Below are 19,376 nucleotides of genomic sequence, written 5' to 3' on the forward strand. Positions count from 1 at the left end.
CTATCCTTTTGTCGTTACTACTTTTTTAAAGCGAATCATCTTGAAAAGGCAGCTTGGATTATTGGCCTCTTCTTGTCTCGATTTCAATTACATCTAGTTTAACATAAAATCCCCTAGCTTGGGCAAAAGCGACCCGATTCAACGCAAAAATTGGCAAAAAAATTAGAAAATGCACATCAAAAAAAGAAAAAGCCCAAGCCTGAAACGGCTTGGGCTGAAAATAAAAATCAGACTTAGAATATTCTAAGTCTGATTTGATAGGCGTTCATTAAAATTAACGTTCAACCTTAACAGTTGTTTCAGTTGTTGCTGCTGTACGTTCCTGAACCAAGACAGAACCTTGTTCCAAGGCCTGCTTTGCTTGGTCAGCCAACTTAGCAAAAGTATCAAAGTCAGATACGGCCAAATCAGCCAACATCTTACGGTTCAATTCGACACCAGCCATGTTCAAACCGTGCATCAACTTTGAGTATGACAAACCATTCATCCGGGCTGCCGCGTTAATCCGAGCAATCCACAACTTACGGAAGTCGCGCTTGCGGTTCTTACGATCACGGTAAGCGTACAAGTATGACTTGTAGACTTGTTGCTTAGCAACCTTATAATTGATGCGACGTTGGCCACGGTAACCCTTAGCCAACTTAATAAACTTTTTGCGACGTGCGCGTGAAACTGTACCACCCTTAACTCGCATGGGTAATTCCTCCTAAATAGTATTAATTAAACGACCCTTTAAATTAGAGGGTAGACAACAACTTGGCGTACTTCTTGATGGTTGTCTTATTCATCATCCGAGTACCACGTAATTGACGACGTTGCTTCTTTGTCTTACCGTGGAAACGGTGTGATGTGTAAGCTGAGGCTGACTTAAAGCCACCCTTAGCTGTCTTCTTGAAACGCTTTGCTGAAGCGCGGTGAGTCTTCATCTTGGGCATGAGTCCATATTCTCCTATCGTTTTTCAAGTATCTAGCGACCGGTCAAAATGAATCGTGCTTAACCCTTTTTAGGAGCTAAGACCAAAAACATCTGGCGACCATCCATCTTAGCACGTTGTTCAACCTTGGCAATATCGTCCAATTCGTTGGCCATTCGTTCTAAGACTTCGCGTCCAATATCTTGGTGAGTAATCATCCGGCCACGGAAACGCAAGTTCAACTTCACCTTGTTTCCCTTTTCAAGGAACTTAATGGCAGCTTTCTTCCGCGTTTCGAAATCACCAGAATCAATCACTGGTGACATCCGGACTTCCTTCACCTGGACAACCTTTTGGTTCTTGCGTTGTTCTTTTTGACGCTTTTGCGCTTCGAACTTGGCCTTTCCCCAATCCATGATTTTGGCAACAGGTGGTACAGCATTGGCCTGGACAAGCACCAAATCTTGTCCCAAGTCATCGGCAATGTTTTGTGCATCACGCGTTGACATTTCCTCTTGCTTACCGTCATGAATTAATAGAACCCGACTTGCTCGGATATTATCGTTGACTAAATCAACTTGTCGTGGTTGACGTGCTATGGCTAGGTACCTCCAAAAATTTTGTTGTGAACAACGAAGAAAAAAATGGGCAAACCGAAGTTCACCCACTTTACCTGACTGTACAAAAAGTACAACGTGTATCTGCCTAGCAACAGCAATCGTCACGAGGCGAGAAGCGGGTGCTCCTACTTGTTCAACAATCAATACTATACGCACTTTTCATCTTTAAGTCAAGACTTTTCTAATTTTTATTCAAGCTCAATCGTGCTGGCTACCTTCAACAGCCAAATTAGCCAATAAGCGATCACCAAAGTGATAAACAACTAAAATCGCAAACTGAGCAGCCGCAAAAAGCAGGACAAAGGCAACCATGTGGGCCGAAACGGCATCCTGTGTATTGGCCAGTACAAACTTAAAGTTTGTAAAGACATCCCAAGAATTTAGCCGCAAGAACCGTCCCAGATAAATACCAATGGACGACACCAGTGAAACAATGGCCAAAAGCACCAAGACGGTTAACCCGCTTCTTTTAATAAAGAACTTTTGAATTAGTAATTCCAATGAAAGAATGCCTAGATAAACACCAATAAAAATCCCAGCTGATAAAACTGAATAATTAAAATACTGATAACGAACGTCCAATGAATCGCTAATATATTGCAAATGAATAAAATCCGTGATCATATACATGGTATTTGGGAAAAACAACAACCAGAGAAAGGAAAAAAATGCTTGTAGCAGCTTCGATTTAAAAATGAGCACCAACAAGGCGAAGTCCAATGGCAACAAAGCCAAAAAGACGTTCCACATTAAGAAGTCAAAATGGGTTGGCGTCACTAAAACGAACAAAATAAAGGCCAAGACGACCAGGTGAACAACTAGCATATTCATTACATTTCGTTTCGTCATCGCGTTTTTGTACCCCATTACATTCGTTTGACTCCCCCTTTAAACGCCAAGAGAAGAGATAATTTAATATCATCTATTTTAACAGAACTAAGGCCGTTCGTTAAGCCTTTTTAGCCGATTATTTCAAAGATTTTACAAGGAAAAAAGATTCCACCAGTTGACATTCCCTTATAAATTAGATAAACTTAACAGGTTGATAAATTGAACCGAAAGGAGGTGCCAGCATGGCTACCCCATCAAACAAAAATTCTAAGTCTCACAAGCGTAACCGCCGCGGACACATCGGTTTGAATGTGCCAAACATTGTTTTGGACAAGACTACTGGTGAATACCGCGTTGCTCATCGCGTCTCTCCATCAGGGATGTACAACGGTAAGCAAGTGACCGAAAATAAGTAAGTTTTAAAAACCTCACTCTGTGTAGTGAGGTTTTTTTGTGACCAAATCAGTGCCCAATTCCTTGCTTTCATCACTTTTTCGATGCTGATTTCGTTATAATAGAACTGATACCCCTTTGAAGGAGGAAAGACAATGCCCCTTGATGGCCTCTTTGTCCATTCGTTGGCCAAAGAATTAAATGAACAACTCGCTGGTGGCCGTATTACGAAAATTCACCAGCCTTACCCGAACGAGATCATAATGGTCGTTCGCAATAATGGTCAGAACTATCCGGTCTTGCTTTCGGCTAACCCAGCCTATGCCAGAGCCCAAGTGACTCGAATTCCCTATCAGAATCCGGCTACGCCGCCCAATTTTGCGATGTTCTTGCGTCGTAACTTAGAAGGAGCCCGGTTAAGTTCGGTTGCACAGGTAGAAAATGACCGAATTCTTCACTTCTCGATTAGTACACACGATGAACTGGGCGATGATCAAACACTGATTTTAACGATTGAAATGATGGGTCGGCATTCAAACCTCTTTTTAGTTCGAGAAAAAGATCAGCGCATTTTGGAACTAATCAAACACGTCCCAGCTGACCAAAACCGTGTCCGGTCATTGATTCCCGGTGCGACCTATACCCTGCCCCCTGCCCAAAATATGACCAATCCATTTGGCCAAGATTTGACGGCTTTGGCTAAAATTTTACTAGACATGGACAAGGTTGACTGGCCAAAAGCCATTCAGCAAACCTACCAGGGATTTGCCACTCTTTCAGCCAAGAATTTGGCCAAGCATTTGGAAACTGGGGCAAATGCCATGCAAACAGCTCAGGACTGGTTGGCTCATTTCGACTCACCACAGCCGACCCTTTATCAAGTAGACAACAAATATACCTTTGCCGCTTTTGATTGGGATTCTGAACAAGCAGGCCAGCCTTATGATACACTCGGTGATTTATTGGATGCCTACTTCCAGGGTCAGGCGGAAGCCGACCGCGTTAACCAGCAGGCCGGGACCTTAGTTCGCCTGGTTAAAAACGAATTGAAAAAAAATCAAACCAAGGAAAAAAAGCTCCAACAGACCCTGACAGATTCAAAAAATGCTGAAAGCTTTAAGGTCAAGGGCGACTTGCTGATTACTTATCCGCACCTCGTTCATAAAGGCATGCATTCGGTTGAAATCGAAAATTACTATGACAATAACCAGTTACTGACTATTGACCTCGACCCACGCTTTGACGGTTTACAAAATGCCAACCGTTATTTCCGTAAGTACCGTAAGCTCCGCTCAGCCAAGGACTATGTCTTAGAGCAGCTGAAAACTACTGCAGCAGAAATTGACTACTTTAATCAAATCGCTAGCCAATTGGCAGTGGCTTCGCCCAAAGACGTTGCTGACATCAAGGTTGAATTGATTGAACAGGGCTACCTACGCGAAAAAGTCAAGATCAAGACCAAGGGAAAACAGACGAAAAAACCAAAACATGTTTTATCTGCTCCCGACCAATTTACGGCTAGTGATGGCACGCTGATTGAGATTGGCAAAAACAATCTCCAAAATGACAAATTGTCCCTAAAAAAGGCTAACCGCCAGAACATCTGGCTGCACGTACAGAAGTTACCTGGTTCTCATGTCATTATCCATTCTGACAATCCATCACAAGAAACCATCGAAGAAGCTGCTAAATTAGCTGCTTATTTCTCAAAGGCCCGCGATTCAGCCAATGTGCCCGTTGATTACTTACCAGCAGGAAAATTGCGGAAGCCAAACGGCGCCAAACCCGGTTACGTTATTTTTGAAGGCCAATCGACTACTTACGTCACACCTGACCCACTTTTAGTGCAAAAATTGAAACATTCGTGATAAAATAGACTTATTCTGAATCATGTAAGGAGTAAGTAATATGCATTTCATCAAAGAATTCAAGGCCTTCATTAATCGTGGTAATATGATTGACCTAGCAATTGGGGTAATCATTGGTGGTGCTTTCTCTGGTTTAGTCAAATCATTGACAACAAACCTGATTAACCCCTTGGTTGGCTTTTTCACTGGTGGGGGAAACGACTTAAACAGTTTAAAGTGGGTTCCCTACAAGCACCTGACATTCAAATATGGCGCCTTTTTGAATGATGTTATCAATTTCTTGATTACAGCCTTTGTTGTTTTTCTTCTGATTAAGATCATCAGCAAGTACATTATTAAGCCAAAGCAAAAACCCGCACCAGCTCCAAGCGATGAATTGCTTGTACTTCAAGACATCAAAAAGATTTTAGCTGATCAACAGCAAACAACCAACGCCCAAACTACAGCAACAGATGGAACTGACTCACAATCCCAATCTACTAGCAATCAATAAAGTAGATAAAAAAGCCTGTCTTTAAAAGACAGGCTTTTTTATCCGGGTAATTAACGGATTGCCTTCAAAGCATCATCAATCTGACCCAGGACAATTTCTTGATTTTTTGGATCTTCCAAATCATACTGCTGCAAGTTAACCTTAATCTTTGGTGATTGGTCATAAGAGTCAAACCACCCCTGATAAGCTTCCCACATCTTGCGGTAGTAGGCCTTCAATTCATCATTACCATCAAACTGTTCGTAATCTCGGCCACGCTTCTTAATTCGAGCCAAAATTGTCTCAAAATCGGCATCAGCATAAACCATCAAATCGGGCGCCTTCTTCGGCAAAGCATGCAGTTCGTCCATCATGCGCGTCAATAAATTATGATAAACGTCCATTTCCATATCAGAAATATTGCCGTCCTTATGGTTTTCCTCTGTAAAGAGTTCATCTTCATAAATTGACCGATCCAAAACATTGTTATCATCAGCCAACGCCTTTTTAATCATCTCAAAACGACGGTTTAAGAAAAAAATTTGGAGCAAAAAACCATACTGCTTTGGATCCTTGTAATACAGTGGCAAAACCGGATTATCCCCTACTGGTTCAAAAAAGGCCTGCGTTTCAAAATGGTCTGCAATCAAACCAGTCAACGTTGTTTTCCCAACACCAATCATTCCTGCTGTAATAATCACCATACATGCTCCTCTGTTTTGTTACCATGGCCTTCCCTCATTGCTGAAAAGAAAACCCCAGCTTGCGCTCTTGTGACAAACGGTTGCTTACACCGCATTTAACCAGTTCTTTATGCTGAAACTAGCAGGGCCAGAGCTTTTGAAATCAGCTCCTCTGTCTTGCCCTTTTCGCCGGCCAAGGCCTTCTTGACCTTTTTAATATCCTTTTGGGCATAACCCAAGGCTTCCAAAGCCGCCATGGCATCGGCCAGATTTTGGCTATCACTGGCAACCAAGCGAGCAGAATCTGACAGGTCAAGGCCTAAGCGAAGCTCTTGATCTTGAGCTAAGTTCGCAAAGTCCGCCATTTTCCCCTTCAAATCCAGGATAATCTGTTGCGCGGTTTTCTTTCCCACCCCGGGAAACTGCGTCAAATAGCCAACTTCATCTTGGTCAATGGCTGCCACCAAGGAAGCTGGGTCTGCACCAGCTAGGATTGCCAAAGCTGATTTAGGCCCAATGCCTGAAACATTTAACAACTTGTTAAACAGTCCCTTTTCCGTCATCGAGGCAAAACCATAAAGGGTTAACTCCGTTTCACGAACAATTTGTTCGACGAAAACTTGGGCTTCCTGGTCAACAGTGTAGTGATAGGAATTCGCCGGAAAAATCTTGTAGCCAATACCATCTTTGCTTTCTAAGACGATATAACCTGGCCAAACCTGGGTAATCACGCCCCGCAAATATTCATACATAATAACTCCTGGATATCTATTTTACCGTAAAGCAGATTACGGAACTAAGTTAATTTTTTGCTTTTTCGTATCAAAATAGCCAACTTCATCATTGCTAGCATCGGCCCAAGATTCAAACTTCATGAACTTAGCATTGGTAATGATACGCTTCGTCGTATCAGGGAAGAGACAGGTAATAATCGTAATTTTTGCCTTATCGTCATCACGGTCATCAGGATTCAAAACAGAGCCATCATTCTCATCAACACCAACCTGACCGGTAATCTGGTAAGTAAAGACCCCATCACCATTAGCCAGGTAGATTGACTGACCATTTAACCAGCTTGAATTTCCCGCTTGACCATTTTGATAATAAGGTGCATTTTGATTAAGTTTCTGTTGTAAAGCCGAAAAGGCTGTATAACCATTATCCCAATTATGAGCAGCTAACGTATAGTTTCCCTGTCCCATTGTTGGTACAGGGGTACCTTTTTGTGCCGTATTAGCCCCTACATTCAAGGCAACGGCTGAATAGGCATTATCGTAAATTGGTAGTAAAATCGATAACTTGGGAATCGCCACAAAGCCTTGCTTTGTTAATCCTTTAGCGCTTTGATCTTGAGCACTAATTTTGCCGGCAATCTGTTGTCGATCATTTTGACTATAAATTTTTGTTTGACCAAACAGCTGTTTTGGCACCGTTTTTACTGGACTTAATGCGGGCTGTGATTCAGCCCAACGATAGCCCAACAAAGCAATTATTCCGATAATTATTAACCAAAGCAGGCGTTGCACCCACTTCCTCATGCGGTCAGTCATTTGGCTGCATCCTCCTGACAGTTTTTCGTTGTCTCATGATACTGATTTTTTTAGTAAAAATCAGCATTAAACCGTTTGACTTAATGCCACTATTATAGCATAAAAACAGATTGGTCTAGCCGGTCCCGTTTGACCTAAAAAACGTAGTTTCAGCACTAAAAAAAAAAGCAATCATTCGATTGCTTTTAAATGTTGATTAATAAACCAACGGCTCATTTGTACCAATTACTTAGTAAAAATCAATGACTAGTTTTCCCTCTGCTTAAAGGATATTAGCTAAAATAGTCTTCAAAACCCCATCATTGTTGGAATCAGCAACCGCTTCCTCAAACTCGTAAGTAAAGAGTTCAGAATCGGCATTCGGCATCACGAAGGGATGACCAACCAATTGCAACATTTCCAAATCATTCAAGCCATCACCAAAAGCGGCCATCTCTTCTGGCGCAATACCTAGCTGATCGCCTAAATCCTTTAAGGCCACACCCTTGTTCACAGCTGGATTGACTAAGTCGACGGCACCATAACCCGAAGTTGTGACGTGGATTGGCAGCTGATGGTTATTAACCGCTTCCATGAAAGGACGTTCAAAGTCTGGTAGATCGACCGTCATCTTCAAAATTGGTTCGTTAATTTCACTCAAATTATCCACAATCTTCAAATCCTGGAAATATTGCTGTGCCTTACGGTCACCATACCCCAAAGCGGCCATTTCTTTCAGCATAAATGCCTGGGTGACGCCAGTAAAGACTAAGCCCATTGAGACTCTGTCGCGATTAGCTAAAACGGTTTCCACAATTGGCTGAAAAACGGCCGGCTCAATTGGGTAAGTCTTCATAATCTCACCCTCTTCAACGACTTCAGCGCCATTGTTAGCAATCAATATAAAGTCCTGGTTAGCCCCAGCAAAGTATTTGGCCACCTTATCTGGATGATTACCTGTTGCGACCACAAAGGTTACATTCTTTTTCTTGGCTAAATCGACCATTACCTGATAAGCCTGGCGGTCAAAACTCTTGTCCGCTCGTAAAAAGGTGGCGTCTAAATCAGTTGCAATTAGTTTAATCGTCATCATTTTCCTATCTGTAGCTACGTTCCATAACTGGGGTATGTCGCCTCTTTTTCTACCATAGGCAATGACTGCCACCGGTCACCTACTATCGTATCGTTTCACTAACAACAGGCACTAATTATTTTTTGCCACGTTTCTTCTTTAACTTCTTCATCTTCCGGGCTGCTTGCTTCATGGCAAAATTTTGAACCTTTTGGCCAAAGTTGCCACTTGGCATACCACCACCCATGCCCCCCATCATTTGAGACATGTCCATTCCGGTTTGCCCCATCATGGATTCCATGCCGGAGAAGTTTCCGTTTGAAGCTTGGTTCATCATTTTGCGCATCTGGTCGAATTGCTTAATCATCTTGTTGACTTCCACAATTGGCCGCCCTGCACCCGCTGCCAAACGACGACGGCGAGATGGATTCAACAAGTCGGGATCTTCCCGTTCAGCCTTCGTCATTGAGGAGATAATCGCTTCCATATGGGCAAACTGCTTGTCATCAATTTGCAGGTTCGCTAAAGCTGGATTTCCGGCCATTCCAGGAATCATCTTCAGTAAGTCTTCCATTGGTCCCATGTTTTGAACCTGGTGCAGCTGGTCGATAAAGTCATTGAAGTCAAAAGTGTTCAGGCGCATCTTTTCAAGCTGCTCGGCCTGCTTCTTTTCGTCCACTTCTTGCTGAGCCTTTTCGATAAAGGTCAGCATATCCCCCATGCCCAAAATTCGTGAAGCCATTCGGTCTGGGTAAAATACATCCAGGTCGGTTGGCTTTTCACCTTGACCAACGAATTTGATTGGCTGACCCGTGACATCACGAATTGATAAGGCAGCACCACCACGGGTATCACCATCCAACTTAGTTAAAACGACACCGGTCAAGTGCAACTCGTTGGCAAAGCCTTGGGCTGTTTCAGTTGCGTTCTGTCCGGTCATCGCATCGACCGTCAAGAGCACTTCATCTGGTTGAGCAATCGTTTCGATGTCCTTCAACTCAGCCATCAATTCGGCATCAATTTGCAAACGACCGGCCGTATCAATCAAGACATAATCATTTTTGTTTTCCTTGGCCTGGGCTAACCCAGCCTTGACGATTTCACGTGGATCAACATCTGTCCCCTGTGAAAAGACTGGAACCTCCAAATCTTTTCCCAAGATTTCCAACTGATCAATGGCGGCTGGACGATAAACATCGGCTGCAATCAAAAGTGGACGAGCGTTATTTTCGCGCTTTAACTTATAAGCTAATTTGGCAATGGTGGTCGTTTTACCAGCCCCTTGCAAACCAGCCATCATGATGGTTGTCGGAATCTTTTCTGATTTATTGAGTGGAACCGCTTGGTCCCCCATCAAGGCTGTTAACTCCTCATTAACAATTTTGATAACCTGTTGGGCGCCATTCAGCCCTTCCAGGATTTCTTGGCCCTTCGCCCTTTGGCGAATTTGGTCGATGAACTTCTTCACTGTCGAGTAAGAAACATCGGCTTCCAGTAAGGCTAAACGGATTTCACGAAGAGAGGCCTGTAGGTCTTCTTCTTTAATCTTGCCCTGACCGGTTAGATTTTTCAACGTCTTGGAGAGGCGCTGTGTCAAGTTTTCAAAAGCCATGATTGCTTGGCCGGGCCACTTCGGGACTCCGGCTTCCTCCTTAATTAATTTCTTGGTTAACCAGTTGGTCTAAAATTTGCTTTAAATGTTGATCGTTTTGATAGTGCTCGGCAACGTAATCCAGCAAATCCTGTTCTTGCGCCTGCCGGTGGACTGAATCCTTGTAGAGCCCTAAAACGGCCTCGTAGTGTTCCAAAGAATCAACGCCACGCTTCAAGTTATCCGAAACGGCTTGCCGGCTAACAACTTCGGCCTCGGCAATCTCAATGATGGAATAATCATCCTCAAAATATGCCCGCAAGTAATTTTGTTGCTTAACCGTCAATAACGGTCCATAAAACGGTAATAAAGCATTCACCTGATTTTTTTTGTCTAAATCCATCGCCTAGACCAAGTCCTTGAACATACCATAAACAAAGTCCTCAGCCGAAAAGACGCGTAAATCAGTTGCCTTTTCACCAAAGCCAATCCATTTGACTGGCAAATGTAGGCTGTCACGAATGGCAAAAACAATACCACCTTTAGCTGTCCCATCCATCTTAGTTAAGACAATCCCGGTCACATCAGAAGAGTCCTGGAACAACTTGGCCTGTTGCAAAGCATTTTGCCCCGTCGTTGCATCCAAAACCAGCAGAACCTCTTGTGGGGCATCTGGCAAGACCTTCTTAACAACTCGATTGATCTTGGCTAGCTCTTGCATCAAGTTGACGTTATTTTGTAAGCGACCGGCCGTATCAACGAACAAGACATCATAGTGCTCCTCTTTGGCTCGTTCAACCGCCGTATAGACAACAGAAGCCGGATCGGCCTTTTCAGGCCCAGCCACAACCGGTACATCAGCCCGGTTACCCCATTCCTGCAGTTGCTTCACCGCACCCGCACGGAAGGTATCCGCTGCTGCCAAAAGGACCTTTTTACCTTCTTTTTGATAGGCTGAAGCTAATTTCCCCACGGTCGTCGTTTTGCCGACACCATTTACTCCAACAAAGAGAATCACGGTTGGTTGACCTGCTGGTGCAAAATGCATGGATTGATCTTCATTTTGACCTTGAGCGTCATATTGTGCCACCATCTGTTCAATAATCAAAGAACGAATTTGGCCCTTATCCTTAATATTTTGCACCTTAACAGCTTCACGAACTTGGTTGGAAATTTGAATTGCCAAATCAAAGCCTAAATCAGCCCCAATTAAGGTATCTTCCAACTCCTCAAAGAAGTTTTCATCAACCGAACGGAAGTTGGCTAAAAAGCGGTTAAATCGGTCAGCAAAGCCCTGACGAGATTGCTTCAAGCCGCGGTCATAGACCTCCTGGTTGGATTGCTCGTCTTGGCCTTGGTCCGCGTTTTGATCTTGCTTTTGCCCTTGGTCCTGACTCTGCTTATGCTCAGCAGTGACAGGTTGATCAAATTCACGTTCGTTGTCACTATCCTCTGTAAGCACTTGAGCAGACTCTTGGTCAGCTTTGTCTTTGTCAGCCCCTGCCGGTCCGGTTGTTTCAGTAGCTGTTTTTGTAGCGGGCTGGTCCTGTTGATCCTCTGTTACTGCCTTTGCTCTTTTCTCGGCCGGCTGATCTTGATTTGCATCAGTTAACTGCTTTTCTGAGTCTCTTGCTGTTGACTCAGGTGCTGTCTGCTGACCAACTTCGGCCGACTGATTTTCCTGAGCTTCCTTCTTTTTCTTAAAAATATCAAAAAGTCCCATAGACTACTCTCCTATGTGATTAAGCGAGTTGTTGGTGTGCCTCTTCCAGGTTAACCGCGACCATCTTTGACACCCCTGCTTCTTGCATTGTAACACCATACAAGATTTTAGCAGCAACCATCGTTCCCTTGCGATGCGTGATCGTGATGAATTGGGTATCGCCAGCAAAATTTTTCAAATAAGCCGCAAAACGGTCGACGTTCGCCTCATCCAAGGCTGCCTCAGCCTCATCCAAGACGGCAAATGGTACAGGGCGAACCTGCAAAATCGCAAACAACAACGAAATGGCAGTCAAGGCCTTTTCACCACCAGATAACAACGACATTTGCTGGAATTTTTTGCCAGGCGGTTGCGCCTTAATGTCAATTCCAGTCGTTAGCAAGTGTTCTGGGTCGGTCAACTCAATTTGGGCCTGGCCACCCGCAAACATCTTCGTAAAGACATCTGAGAAATTAGCTGCAATGGCATCAAAGGTTTCCTGAAAACGAATCTGAACCTCTTGGTCCATCTCATCGATTGTATCCTGCAGGGTCTCCTTGGCTGCCTTCAGATCTTCTGCTTGGCTGGTCAAGAAGTCGTGGCGATCTTTAATTTCATCATACTCCTGGATGGCCGCGATGTTCACTGGCCCCAGTGCATCGATGGCCTTCTTGGTCTCAGCCAAGGTTTGGTCAACTTCTTGGTCAGACAAATCAGAAGCAACCACGTCATTCTCTGATTCTACGGTCAGGCCATAGGTCTGGCGCAACGTTGCAATTTGCTTAGCCAGGCGTTCTTGGCTACTTTGCAAACGATGATTAGCAGCTGACTGGTCAACAACCTCGTTATTCAACTCTTCTTGGGCCAAGGCAAGTTTTTCTTCCTCTTCCTTGACCGTCGTTGATAATTTGGCCCATTGATCAGCTAACAAATCAGCCTTTTCCTGGGCCGTTGTTAAGGCAGTCGACAAATCAGTGACCGCCTGACTCAGTTCTTCAGCGCTCTTTGCCTGGTCGAGGTTTTCCTGCATCTGCCCAGCCTGCTCTTGCAGTGACAATAAGTGGTCTTGCCCCTTTGTCAAAGTTTCGGTCAAGCGGTGCTGATTTTCCTCCTGAGCCGAACGCTGAGCGGAAACTTTCGCGAGTTCTGCCTGGAATTCGGCTTTTTGGCCCTGATAAGCTTGTTGGTCCTTAGTTAACTGGTCCAACTCGGCGGTCAAATCAGCGGTGTTCCCTTCGATTGTCCCCTTCTTATCCTCATTTTCAGTCAATGCCGTTTGGGCCGCTGCCTGTTCCTGTTCAGCGTCCTCTTTAGCAACCTGCAAATCTGCTAGATCCAAAGATAGGGTTTGCACGCTGGTTTGGTGGCGATCAACGGTATCCTTTAAGCTGGCCAATTCATAATCAACTTGCTGCCCCTGGGCAACAAAGTCTCGACTTTGTTGCATCAAGTCCGCCAATTTTTCTTGCCAGGTGTTGACCTGATTTTGGCTTTGATTACGCTTTTCAGCCAGGTCGGCAACCAGCCCCTGTTGCTTGGCTAACGCCGCTTCTTTTTCCTTTAAATCAGCCTGCCGGGACAGAACAGATGGCCCTTGACGAAAGTTAGCACCACCAGTAATAGAACCACCGGCATTGACCAACTGACCGTCCAATGAAACAACTCGCAAACGATTTTGACAAGCCCGAGCAACCTGGGTAGCCGCCGCCAAATCTTCAACAACCAAGGTTGTCCCCAGCAATGAAGAGAGGATATTTTCCATCCCAGCCGGCACGGAAACTAAGTCAGTAGCTAAGCCAATATAGCCATTTTCACGGCTAGCAGCGGCTATGTCACGGGCCTGACGAGGGCGAATGGTATCAATCGGCAAAAGGGTTACCCGACCCTTTTTGTTTTTAGTCAGGTAGGCAACAATCGACTTAGCCGTTTGAGTCGTGTCCACTACAATTTGCTGTAACGCCCCACCCAAGACAGTTTCAATCGCCTTCGTGTAGGATTTTGGAACCGTTAACAATTCCGCAACGACGCCCTTGATGCCTGGAAAGTTTTGCCGCACAGCAGGCACCATCAGGTTCTTAACACCCTGATAAAAACCAGCATAATCATCTAATGAAGCTTCTGCCTGATAACGCGACCGCTGCTGATCGAGGGCATAGGCCGCCTCTTGCCAACTTTTTTGTTGATCCTGAGCCGCTACCTTGGCATCTGCTAAAGCATTCTTTGCCTGTGCCACTTGGTCCTCAAAAGGATTTTCACCAGTCGTTTGGTCTGGATGTTCTTTTTGATAAGCTGCCAAGGCACTTTCTGCCGCTTTTAAATCATCCTGGGCCTTTGTCATCGCCGTCTTTTTCAAAGCTAACTGTGCTTCCGTTTGGGCCAAGGCTTTTTCTTGATAAGTCAGCTTATTATGTAAGGAAGCAATCGCTTGCATCGTGGTCACATAAGCATTGCGGTTTTCAGCCAGTTCATTTTGCACTGCATCAACCTTGGTGGCACCATGCTCCTGGTCAATTTGCTTGATAGTCTGTTTTAATGATTGTTCTTGGTCGACTAAGGCCGCCAGTTGCTTTTGTACCTGAGTTAACTCAGCCTGCGTTTTTTCGACTTGAACCTGTTCGTCTTTTTGTTGATCAACTAAATGGGCTAAATCACGAACCAGTGTGGCCTGCTCTTGTGAGGCCAGCTTCTGATTCCCAATCAACCGTTCTTTTTCCTGAGCCTTGGCAACAATCTCTGCCTGTAAGCTGTCACGGTCGTGCTGGATAGCCTCTAATTGGCCACGACTTTGACCAAGATTATCCTGAATTAAGCTCACCTGTTTTTGCTGATAAGCAACAGCTTCCTTGGTTTTACCGGCCTCCTGACTTTGTTCAGCCACTTGTCCCTGCAGCAACAAAATCGATCGGGTCAATCGCACCTGGTCTAATTTTTCAAAACTTTCGCGCTTAACCAAATAGTCTTTGGCCTTGAGAGCCTGGTCAGCCAAAGGGTTTAATCGCCCCTCTACTTCAGCAATAATATCATCAACACGGTCCAAGTTATCTTCCGTGGCAGCCAAGTCCTTTTCGGCCTTGTCCTTATTTTGCTTGTACTTATAGACGCCAGCGACTTCTTCAATGATTCCCCGTCGTTCTTCCGGCTTCGCTGAAAAAATCTTTTCAACCTGACCTTGGGAAATAATTGAAAAGCCATCCCGACCAAGACCGGTATCCATAAAGAGTTCATGGATATCCTTGAGCCGGCATTCCGTCCCGTTTAATTGATACGAGGATTCTCCTGTCCGGTACAACCTTCGAGTAATTCGAATTTCGGTAAAATCAGAAGCAATATAATGATCAGCATTGTCAAAGGTAATCGAAACTTCCGCCCGGTTTAAGGGTTTGCGGTTCTTTGTTCCACCAAAAATGACATCGGCCATTTTATTGCCTCGCAAATCTTTAGCCGACTGTTCCCCCATCACCCAACGGATGGCTTCAATAATATTTGATTTTCCAGAACCATTTGGACCAACAATCCCAGTCATTCCCTGCTGGAAGTCAATCACGGTTTTATTGGCAAAAGACTTAAAGCCAATAATTTCCAGTGTCTTTAATTTCATGGGCGCTTTGTATACTCTTGTGTGTTATTTGGCGGTTAAATCTTGATAAGCTTTTTGTGCGGCCGCCTTTTCCGCATCCTTGATGGATTGTCCTGACCCATAAGCCAAAGTCTTGCCATCAACCGCAACGAAAACTTCAAAGAGCTGACTGTTATCTTCGTTACGGATTTCATTTTCAATTTGATAAGTAATGTCAACGGACCCCTGAGCTTGCAACTTTTCTTGCAAGCGGGACTTAAAGTCAATAAATTGGTCAAAGAAGTTTTCATCAATGGCTGCAAAGACCGTCTGGTTCAACAAAGAAACGACGGCAGCCTGGCCCTGATCTAAGAACAAGGCGCCAATAAAGGCTTCCCAAATATCCTCCAAAAGTGAAGGACGTGACCGGGCACCATTCATTTCTTCACCTTTACCTAAACGAATGGCCTCGTTCAGGTGAATGACTTGGGCGAAGTGAGCAAAGGACTTTGTTTGAACCATGGTGATTCGCATTTCAGTCAATTGACCTTCATCCCAATCAGGATAGCGCTTAAAGAGGTATTCCGTCACCGTTGCCTGCATGATGGCATCACCCAAAAATTCGAGTCGTTGATAATCCCGGCCCTGTTCCTGAGGATGTTCATTCAAGTAATTGCGTTGGGTCAAAGCCTCTTGCAAAAGGTTTAAGTTATTAAAACTAATTTGAAACTTTTCTCTTAAAAAGTTACTAAAGTCAGATGGTGACAAGGTGTTTTCCTTTCAAAATTCAGTTGTTTTTATTATAACAGATTTTCAGGTCAGCTTTTGTTGCAAAAAAGGACAAAAAACCAAGGATCAGCGCTTTGGCTTACCTTGGTTTTTAACTTTTATTTTTCAGCTTCAACGACTTGAACAATTGAATCAACATAAGCGTTAACCAACTCTTCGGTTTTGGCTTCCGCCATTACTCGCACAATTGATTCCGTCCCAGAAGGACGGACCAGCACCCGGCCGTCACCGGCCATCTGCTTTTCAACCTGGTCAATCTTAGCCAGCAAGACTGGATTTTGCATCATTGCTTGCTTATCTGGCACCTTCACGTTCACTAATTTTTGTGGATATAGCGTTACATCGGCTGCCAATTCAGACAGTGATTGTCCCGTTTCCTTCATCACAAAGAGTAGTTGCAAAGCCGTCAACAAACCATCCCCGGTTTTAGCCCAGTCACGGAAAATAATATGACCAGACTGTTCCCCACCAAGGTTATCATCATCTTCAACCATCTTTTCCATTACGTAGCGATCGCCGACTTGTGTCTGGACAGATTTGATTCCTTGAGCTTCCAATGCTTTATAGAAACCAATGTTAGACATCACAGTTGAGACCACAGTTTGGTGCTTCAAACGACCCTGGTTATTCATAAAACGGGCAGTGATATACATAATTTTATCACCATCGACAATTTCACCGTTTTCATCAACGGCGATTAAACGGTCGCCATCCCCATCAAAGGCCAAACCAGCTGAGAAATCACCTTCTTTAACCATATCAATCAAAGCTTCTGGATGGGTCGAACCAACCTGGTCATTGATATTCAAGCCATCGGGTTCTGTCCCCATCGTCTTGAAATCAGCTCCCAAGTCTGCAAACAGACGTGGCAGAAGGTCAAAGGTTGCCCCATTGGCTCCATCTAAGGCTAACTTAAAGCCAGATAGGTCACTGGGAATCGTCTTTTGTAAGAAGGCCAAATATTTTTGAGCACCTTCTTGATAATGAGAAACAACACCCAGACCCTTAGCACTTGGTCGAGGTAATTGCTCATAGCCATCACCGTCTAAGAGGGTTTCAATTTCGTTCTCAAGTTCATCTGAAAGCTTAAAACCATCTCGACCAAAGAACTTAATCCCGTTATCAGCGGCTGGATTATGTGATGCGGTAATCTGAATTCCAGCATCTGCTTCCAACGCTTCAACCAAGTAAGCAACGGCTGGCGTAGTAATGACGCCTAAATTCAACACGTCAACACCCACAGAAAGCAAGCCAGCAATCAAAGCCTCTTGCAACATTTCAGAAGAAATTCGAGTATCTTGACCAACGATTACAACTGGGCGTCGATCAGGATTATCATTGTGGCGAGTTAAAATTGCCCCACCAGCACGACCGAGTTTCAAGGCCAATTCAGGTTTTAAACCTTCATTGGCAATGCCTCGGACCCCATCTGTTCCAAAGTATTTTAACTGCGATTCTGTCATTTTTTATTTATCTCCACTTATGGTTGGCCAATAATTTCAGCACAAACAAATCAGACCTTACGACTTCGGACTAATTGTCACCTGAACACTTTGATCCGACAGGCTATCAACGCCACTCGGTTTCGTCAGGCTCACGGTCTTGGTCACTTTGCTAGTAATATTGGACAGGTCCAGACTAACAGGCAAAGAATCAATGCTACTTAGTGTATCACTTGAACCAGTAATTGTCACGGCACTTGGGCTGAAGCTAATGTTAAAATTGTCCGTCGAACCGGCACTCGCCTGGCCTACTAAGCTCACTTTCTTAGTCGTCGAAGACGACCCACTCGTACTTGATTGTGAACTGCTACTGGAGCTTGCACTTGAACTCGATCCGGAACTAGAAATTGTCATTGACACTTGTGCCGTTTGCTGCGATAAGGTTACCTGAACAGCGTCGCCATTCTTATCATAAGCCGTCAATTTAGTCGATTGTGTGACGTTCGCTTTCGTACTTTTGTTTAGGGTCACATCGGCACCAACATGATCAACAGCATCCACGTTTTCTTTTGGTCCAGTGATTGTCACCGTCTTTGGATCAACCGTTGTGTTAGTTACCTGATAGCCAGAAGCAATCTTTGAGTCGTCATATTGAACTTGAACATCTTTCTTAGCAGAATCTTTTTCTGCCAAGGTAACTGTTACAGTCTGAGGACTAGCGGTCGCAGTCAACGACGAGCTGACACCAGTCAAAGCAACATTAACAGTATGTTGTCCAACTCCTAAACCACGCAAGTCAGCCACAGCTTGAATTTCATTATGATTTTGAGCCGCAGTTACTAAGGCTGATGACCCCTGAAGGGTCACCCCAACAGAACTTGGCGCCCCGACAATGACATAATCTGAAGAATTAAATTGTACCGTCAAGGGTGACGTAATCGTTGCCTTTTTTTCTGGCAACAACGATGTATATTGGTTATTATTCGATCCCGAGTAGCTCGGCTTTGTTGACAAAACGTAAGCGGTAATTAAAAGTGCCAACAAAAATGAAAAGGCCACGTTCACGATCTTTGATGAAGTCCACTTACTCATAATTTCTTCCCCCGGAACAATTGTCCCAACAAGGATTTCTTGCTCTTCTTACCAACTGGATCAATCCACTGCTTCTCAAAGAAGTTTAAGTAAGAGTCACGATCCATATTTCGCAATAAGTCTCCCCGCTGAGTAATGGAAATTTCACCAGTTTCTTCTGAAACAACCACTGTGACGGCATCTGTTGCTTCTGAAATTCCAACAGCTGCCCGGTGCCTAGTTCCCAATTCCTTTGGAATTCTCGTTGATTCTGATAGTGGCAGATAAGCAGCAGCCACTGCTACCCGGTCATTATTGATGATAACCGCCCCATCATGCAAAGGCGTGTTGGGAATAAAGATATTAATCAGTAATTGCCCTGTTACCTTGGCATCGAGAGTAATACCAGTCTTAATATACTCTTCTAAGGTATCTTTCCCATTAACCGTAATCAAAGCGCCAATTCGCCGCTTGGACATATATTCCAAAGCCATGTCCAAGCCCTTAATCAATTCGCGAGCCTGTTCATTGTCGATGTGATGGCGACGAACCGTTAGGCGCCGACCCAAATTTTCGAGGCCACGTCGGATTTCTTGTTGGAAAATCACGACCAAAGCGATTGGTGCCCAAGTGATTAACTGATCCATTAACCAAGAAACGACCACCAAACCGGTATACCAAGCGACGACTTTGATTAAGATAATGGCACCAACCCCAAAAAGGATTTGTAATGCGCGGGTTCCTTCAACAAAGGTAATGACCTTATACAACAAGAACCAGATAATCAATACATCTAATAGATGAACCAGATTGCTACTGGTCATGTATGCCCAAATTCCCATT

Annotated in this window: 19 protein-coding genes and 1 other annotated feature; of the genes, 3 read left to right on the forward strand and 16 right to left on the reverse strand. The window is 44.3% G+C overall.

The window, feature by feature from the left end; genetic code table 11:
• Positions 1–274 precede the first annotated feature (274 nt).
• From rplT to ACSYSH_RS02320, 4 genes are all read right to left on the reverse strand, one after another.
• The gene (gene rplT, locus ACSYSH_RS02305; RefSeq protein WP_252773746.1) at positions 275–694 is read right to left on the reverse strand and encodes a 50S ribosomal protein L20; all 420 of its coding nucleotides are present in this window, start codon (positions 692–694) and stop codon (positions 275–277) included.
• A gap of 43 nt (positions 695–737) precedes the next feature.
• A complete protein-coding gene (gene rpmI / locus ACSYSH_RS02310) occupies positions 738–935 on the reverse strand; it encodes a 50S ribosomal protein L35 (RefSeq protein WP_047974238.1) in 198 nt (65 codons plus the stop codon).
• 59 nt (positions 936–994) lie between these two features.
• Positions 995–1,513: a translation initiation factor IF-3 gene (infC, locus tag ACSYSH_RS02315; protein ID WP_047974237.1), complete on the reverse strand. Its 519-nt coding sequence runs from the start codon at positions 1,511–1,513 to the stop codon at positions 995–997.
• A 33-nt stretch (positions 1,514–1,546) separates the two neighbouring features.
• Positions 1,547–1,671, reverse strand: a sequence feature (ribosomal protein L20 leader region).
• Positions 1,672–1,732: 61 nt separating this feature from the next.
• On the reverse strand, positions 1,733–2,383 hold the full coding sequence (locus tag ACSYSH_RS02320) for a DUF1361 domain-containing protein (protein WP_252773744.1): 651 nt from the start codon (positions 2,381–2,383) through the stop codon (positions 1,733–1,735).
• Between the two features lie 224 nt (positions 2,384–2,607).
• On the opposite strand from ACSYSH_RS02320, the gene rpmF reads away from it, so the two are divergent.
• The 3 genes from rpmF to mscL all read left to right on the forward strand — a co-directional run bounded on the left by rpmF (position 2,608) and on the right by mscL (position 5,119).
• Positions 2,608–2,781, forward strand: a complete 174-nt coding sequence (gene rpmF / locus ACSYSH_RS02325; protein WP_047974236.1) for a 50S ribosomal protein L32 — start codon at positions 2,608–2,610, stop codon at positions 2,779–2,781.
• Between the two features lie 132 nt (positions 2,782–2,913).
• A complete protein-coding gene (locus tag ACSYSH_RS02330) occupies positions 2,914–4,626 on the forward strand; it encodes an Rqc2 family fibronectin-binding protein (protein WP_491702472.1) in 1,713 nt (570 codons plus the stop codon).
• 40 nt (positions 4,627–4,666) lie between these two features.
• Entirely contained in the window at positions 4,667–5,119 is a 453-nt protein-coding gene (mscL, locus tag ACSYSH_RS02335) for a large conductance mechanosensitive channel protein MscL (protein ID WP_491702471.1), read from the forward strand.
• Positions 5,120–5,169: 50 nt separating this feature from the next.
• Here the strand turns inward: mscL and ACSYSH_RS02340 are convergent, their stop codons facing one another.
• From ACSYSH_RS02340 to cdaA, 12 genes are all read right to left on the reverse strand, one after another.
• Positions 5,170–5,802: a deoxynucleoside kinase gene (locus ACSYSH_RS02340; protein WP_252773741.1), complete on the reverse strand. Its 633-nt coding sequence runs from the start codon at positions 5,800–5,802 to the stop codon at positions 5,170–5,172.
• A gap of 107 nt (positions 5,803–5,909) precedes the next feature.
• On the reverse strand, positions 5,910–6,533 hold the full coding sequence (ruvA, locus tag ACSYSH_RS02345; RefSeq protein WP_252773740.1) for a Holliday junction branch migration protein RuvA: 624 nt from the start codon (positions 6,531–6,533) through the stop codon (positions 5,910–5,912).
• Between the two features lie 36 nt (positions 6,534–6,569).
• On the reverse strand, positions 6,570–7,331 hold the full coding sequence (locus ACSYSH_RS02350) for a class A sortase (RefSeq protein ID WP_489815801.1): 762 nt from the start codon (positions 7,329–7,331) through the stop codon (positions 6,570–6,572).
• 262 nt (positions 7,332–7,593) lie between these two features.
• Positions 7,594–8,403, reverse strand: a complete 810-nt coding sequence (locus ACSYSH_RS02355) for an HAD-IIB family hydrolase (protein WP_491702470.1) — start codon at positions 8,401–8,403, stop codon at positions 7,594–7,596.
• A 115-nt stretch (positions 8,404–8,518) separates the two neighbouring features.
• Positions 8,519–9,994, reverse strand: coding sequence for a signal recognition particle protein (gene ffh, locus ACSYSH_RS02360; protein WP_489815803.1), 1,476 nt, complete (start codon positions 9,992–9,994; stop codon positions 8,519–8,521).
• A 40-nt stretch (positions 9,995–10,034) separates the two neighbouring features.
• Positions 10,035–10,376: a YlxM family DNA-binding protein gene (ylxM, locus tag ACSYSH_RS02365; protein ID WP_059393500.1), complete on the reverse strand. Its 342-nt coding sequence runs from the start codon at positions 10,374–10,376 to the stop codon at positions 10,035–10,037.
• A gap of 3 nt (positions 10,377–10,379) precedes the next feature.
• Positions 10,380–11,696 carry a signal recognition particle-docking protein FtsY gene (gene ftsY / locus ACSYSH_RS02370; RefSeq protein ID WP_491702468.1) on the reverse strand — a complete coding sequence of 439 codons (1,317 nt, stop codon included), beginning with the start codon at positions 11,694–11,696 and terminating at the stop codon, positions 10,380–10,382.
• Positions 11,697–11,715: 19 nt separating this feature from the next.
• Complete coding sequence (smc, locus tag ACSYSH_RS02375) at positions 11,716–15,273, reverse strand: chromosome segregation protein SMC (RefSeq protein ID WP_491702467.1); 3,558 nt, start codon at positions 15,271–15,273, stop codon at positions 11,716–11,718.
• Between the two features lie 24 nt (positions 15,274–15,297).
• Complete coding sequence (rnc, locus tag ACSYSH_RS02380; protein ID WP_489815805.1) at positions 15,298–15,999, reverse strand: ribonuclease III; 702 nt, start codon at positions 15,997–15,999, stop codon at positions 15,298–15,300.
• A 119-nt stretch (positions 16,000–16,118) separates the two neighbouring features.
• Positions 16,119–17,483, reverse strand: coding sequence for a phosphoglucosamine mutase (gene glmM, locus ACSYSH_RS02385; protein WP_252773733.1), 1,365 nt, complete (start codon positions 17,481–17,483; stop codon positions 16,119–16,121).
• 57 nt (positions 17,484–17,540) lie between these two features.
• Positions 17,541–18,554, reverse strand: coding sequence for a CdaR family protein (locus ACSYSH_RS02390; RefSeq protein ID WP_489815806.1), 1,014 nt, complete (start codon positions 18,552–18,554; stop codon positions 17,541–17,543).
• Positions 18,551–19,375 (reverse strand): diadenylate cyclase CdaA, encoded by an 825-nt coding sequence (cdaA, locus tag ACSYSH_RS02395; protein ID WP_489815807.1) that lies wholly within the window; start codon positions 19,373–19,375, stop codon positions 18,551–18,553. The genes ACSYSH_RS02390 and cdaA overlap by 4 nt, the downstream gene beginning before the upstream one ends.
• Position 19,376 lies beyond the last annotated feature (1 nt).

Source organism: Fructobacillus sp. ESL1117 (assembly GCF_058508565.1).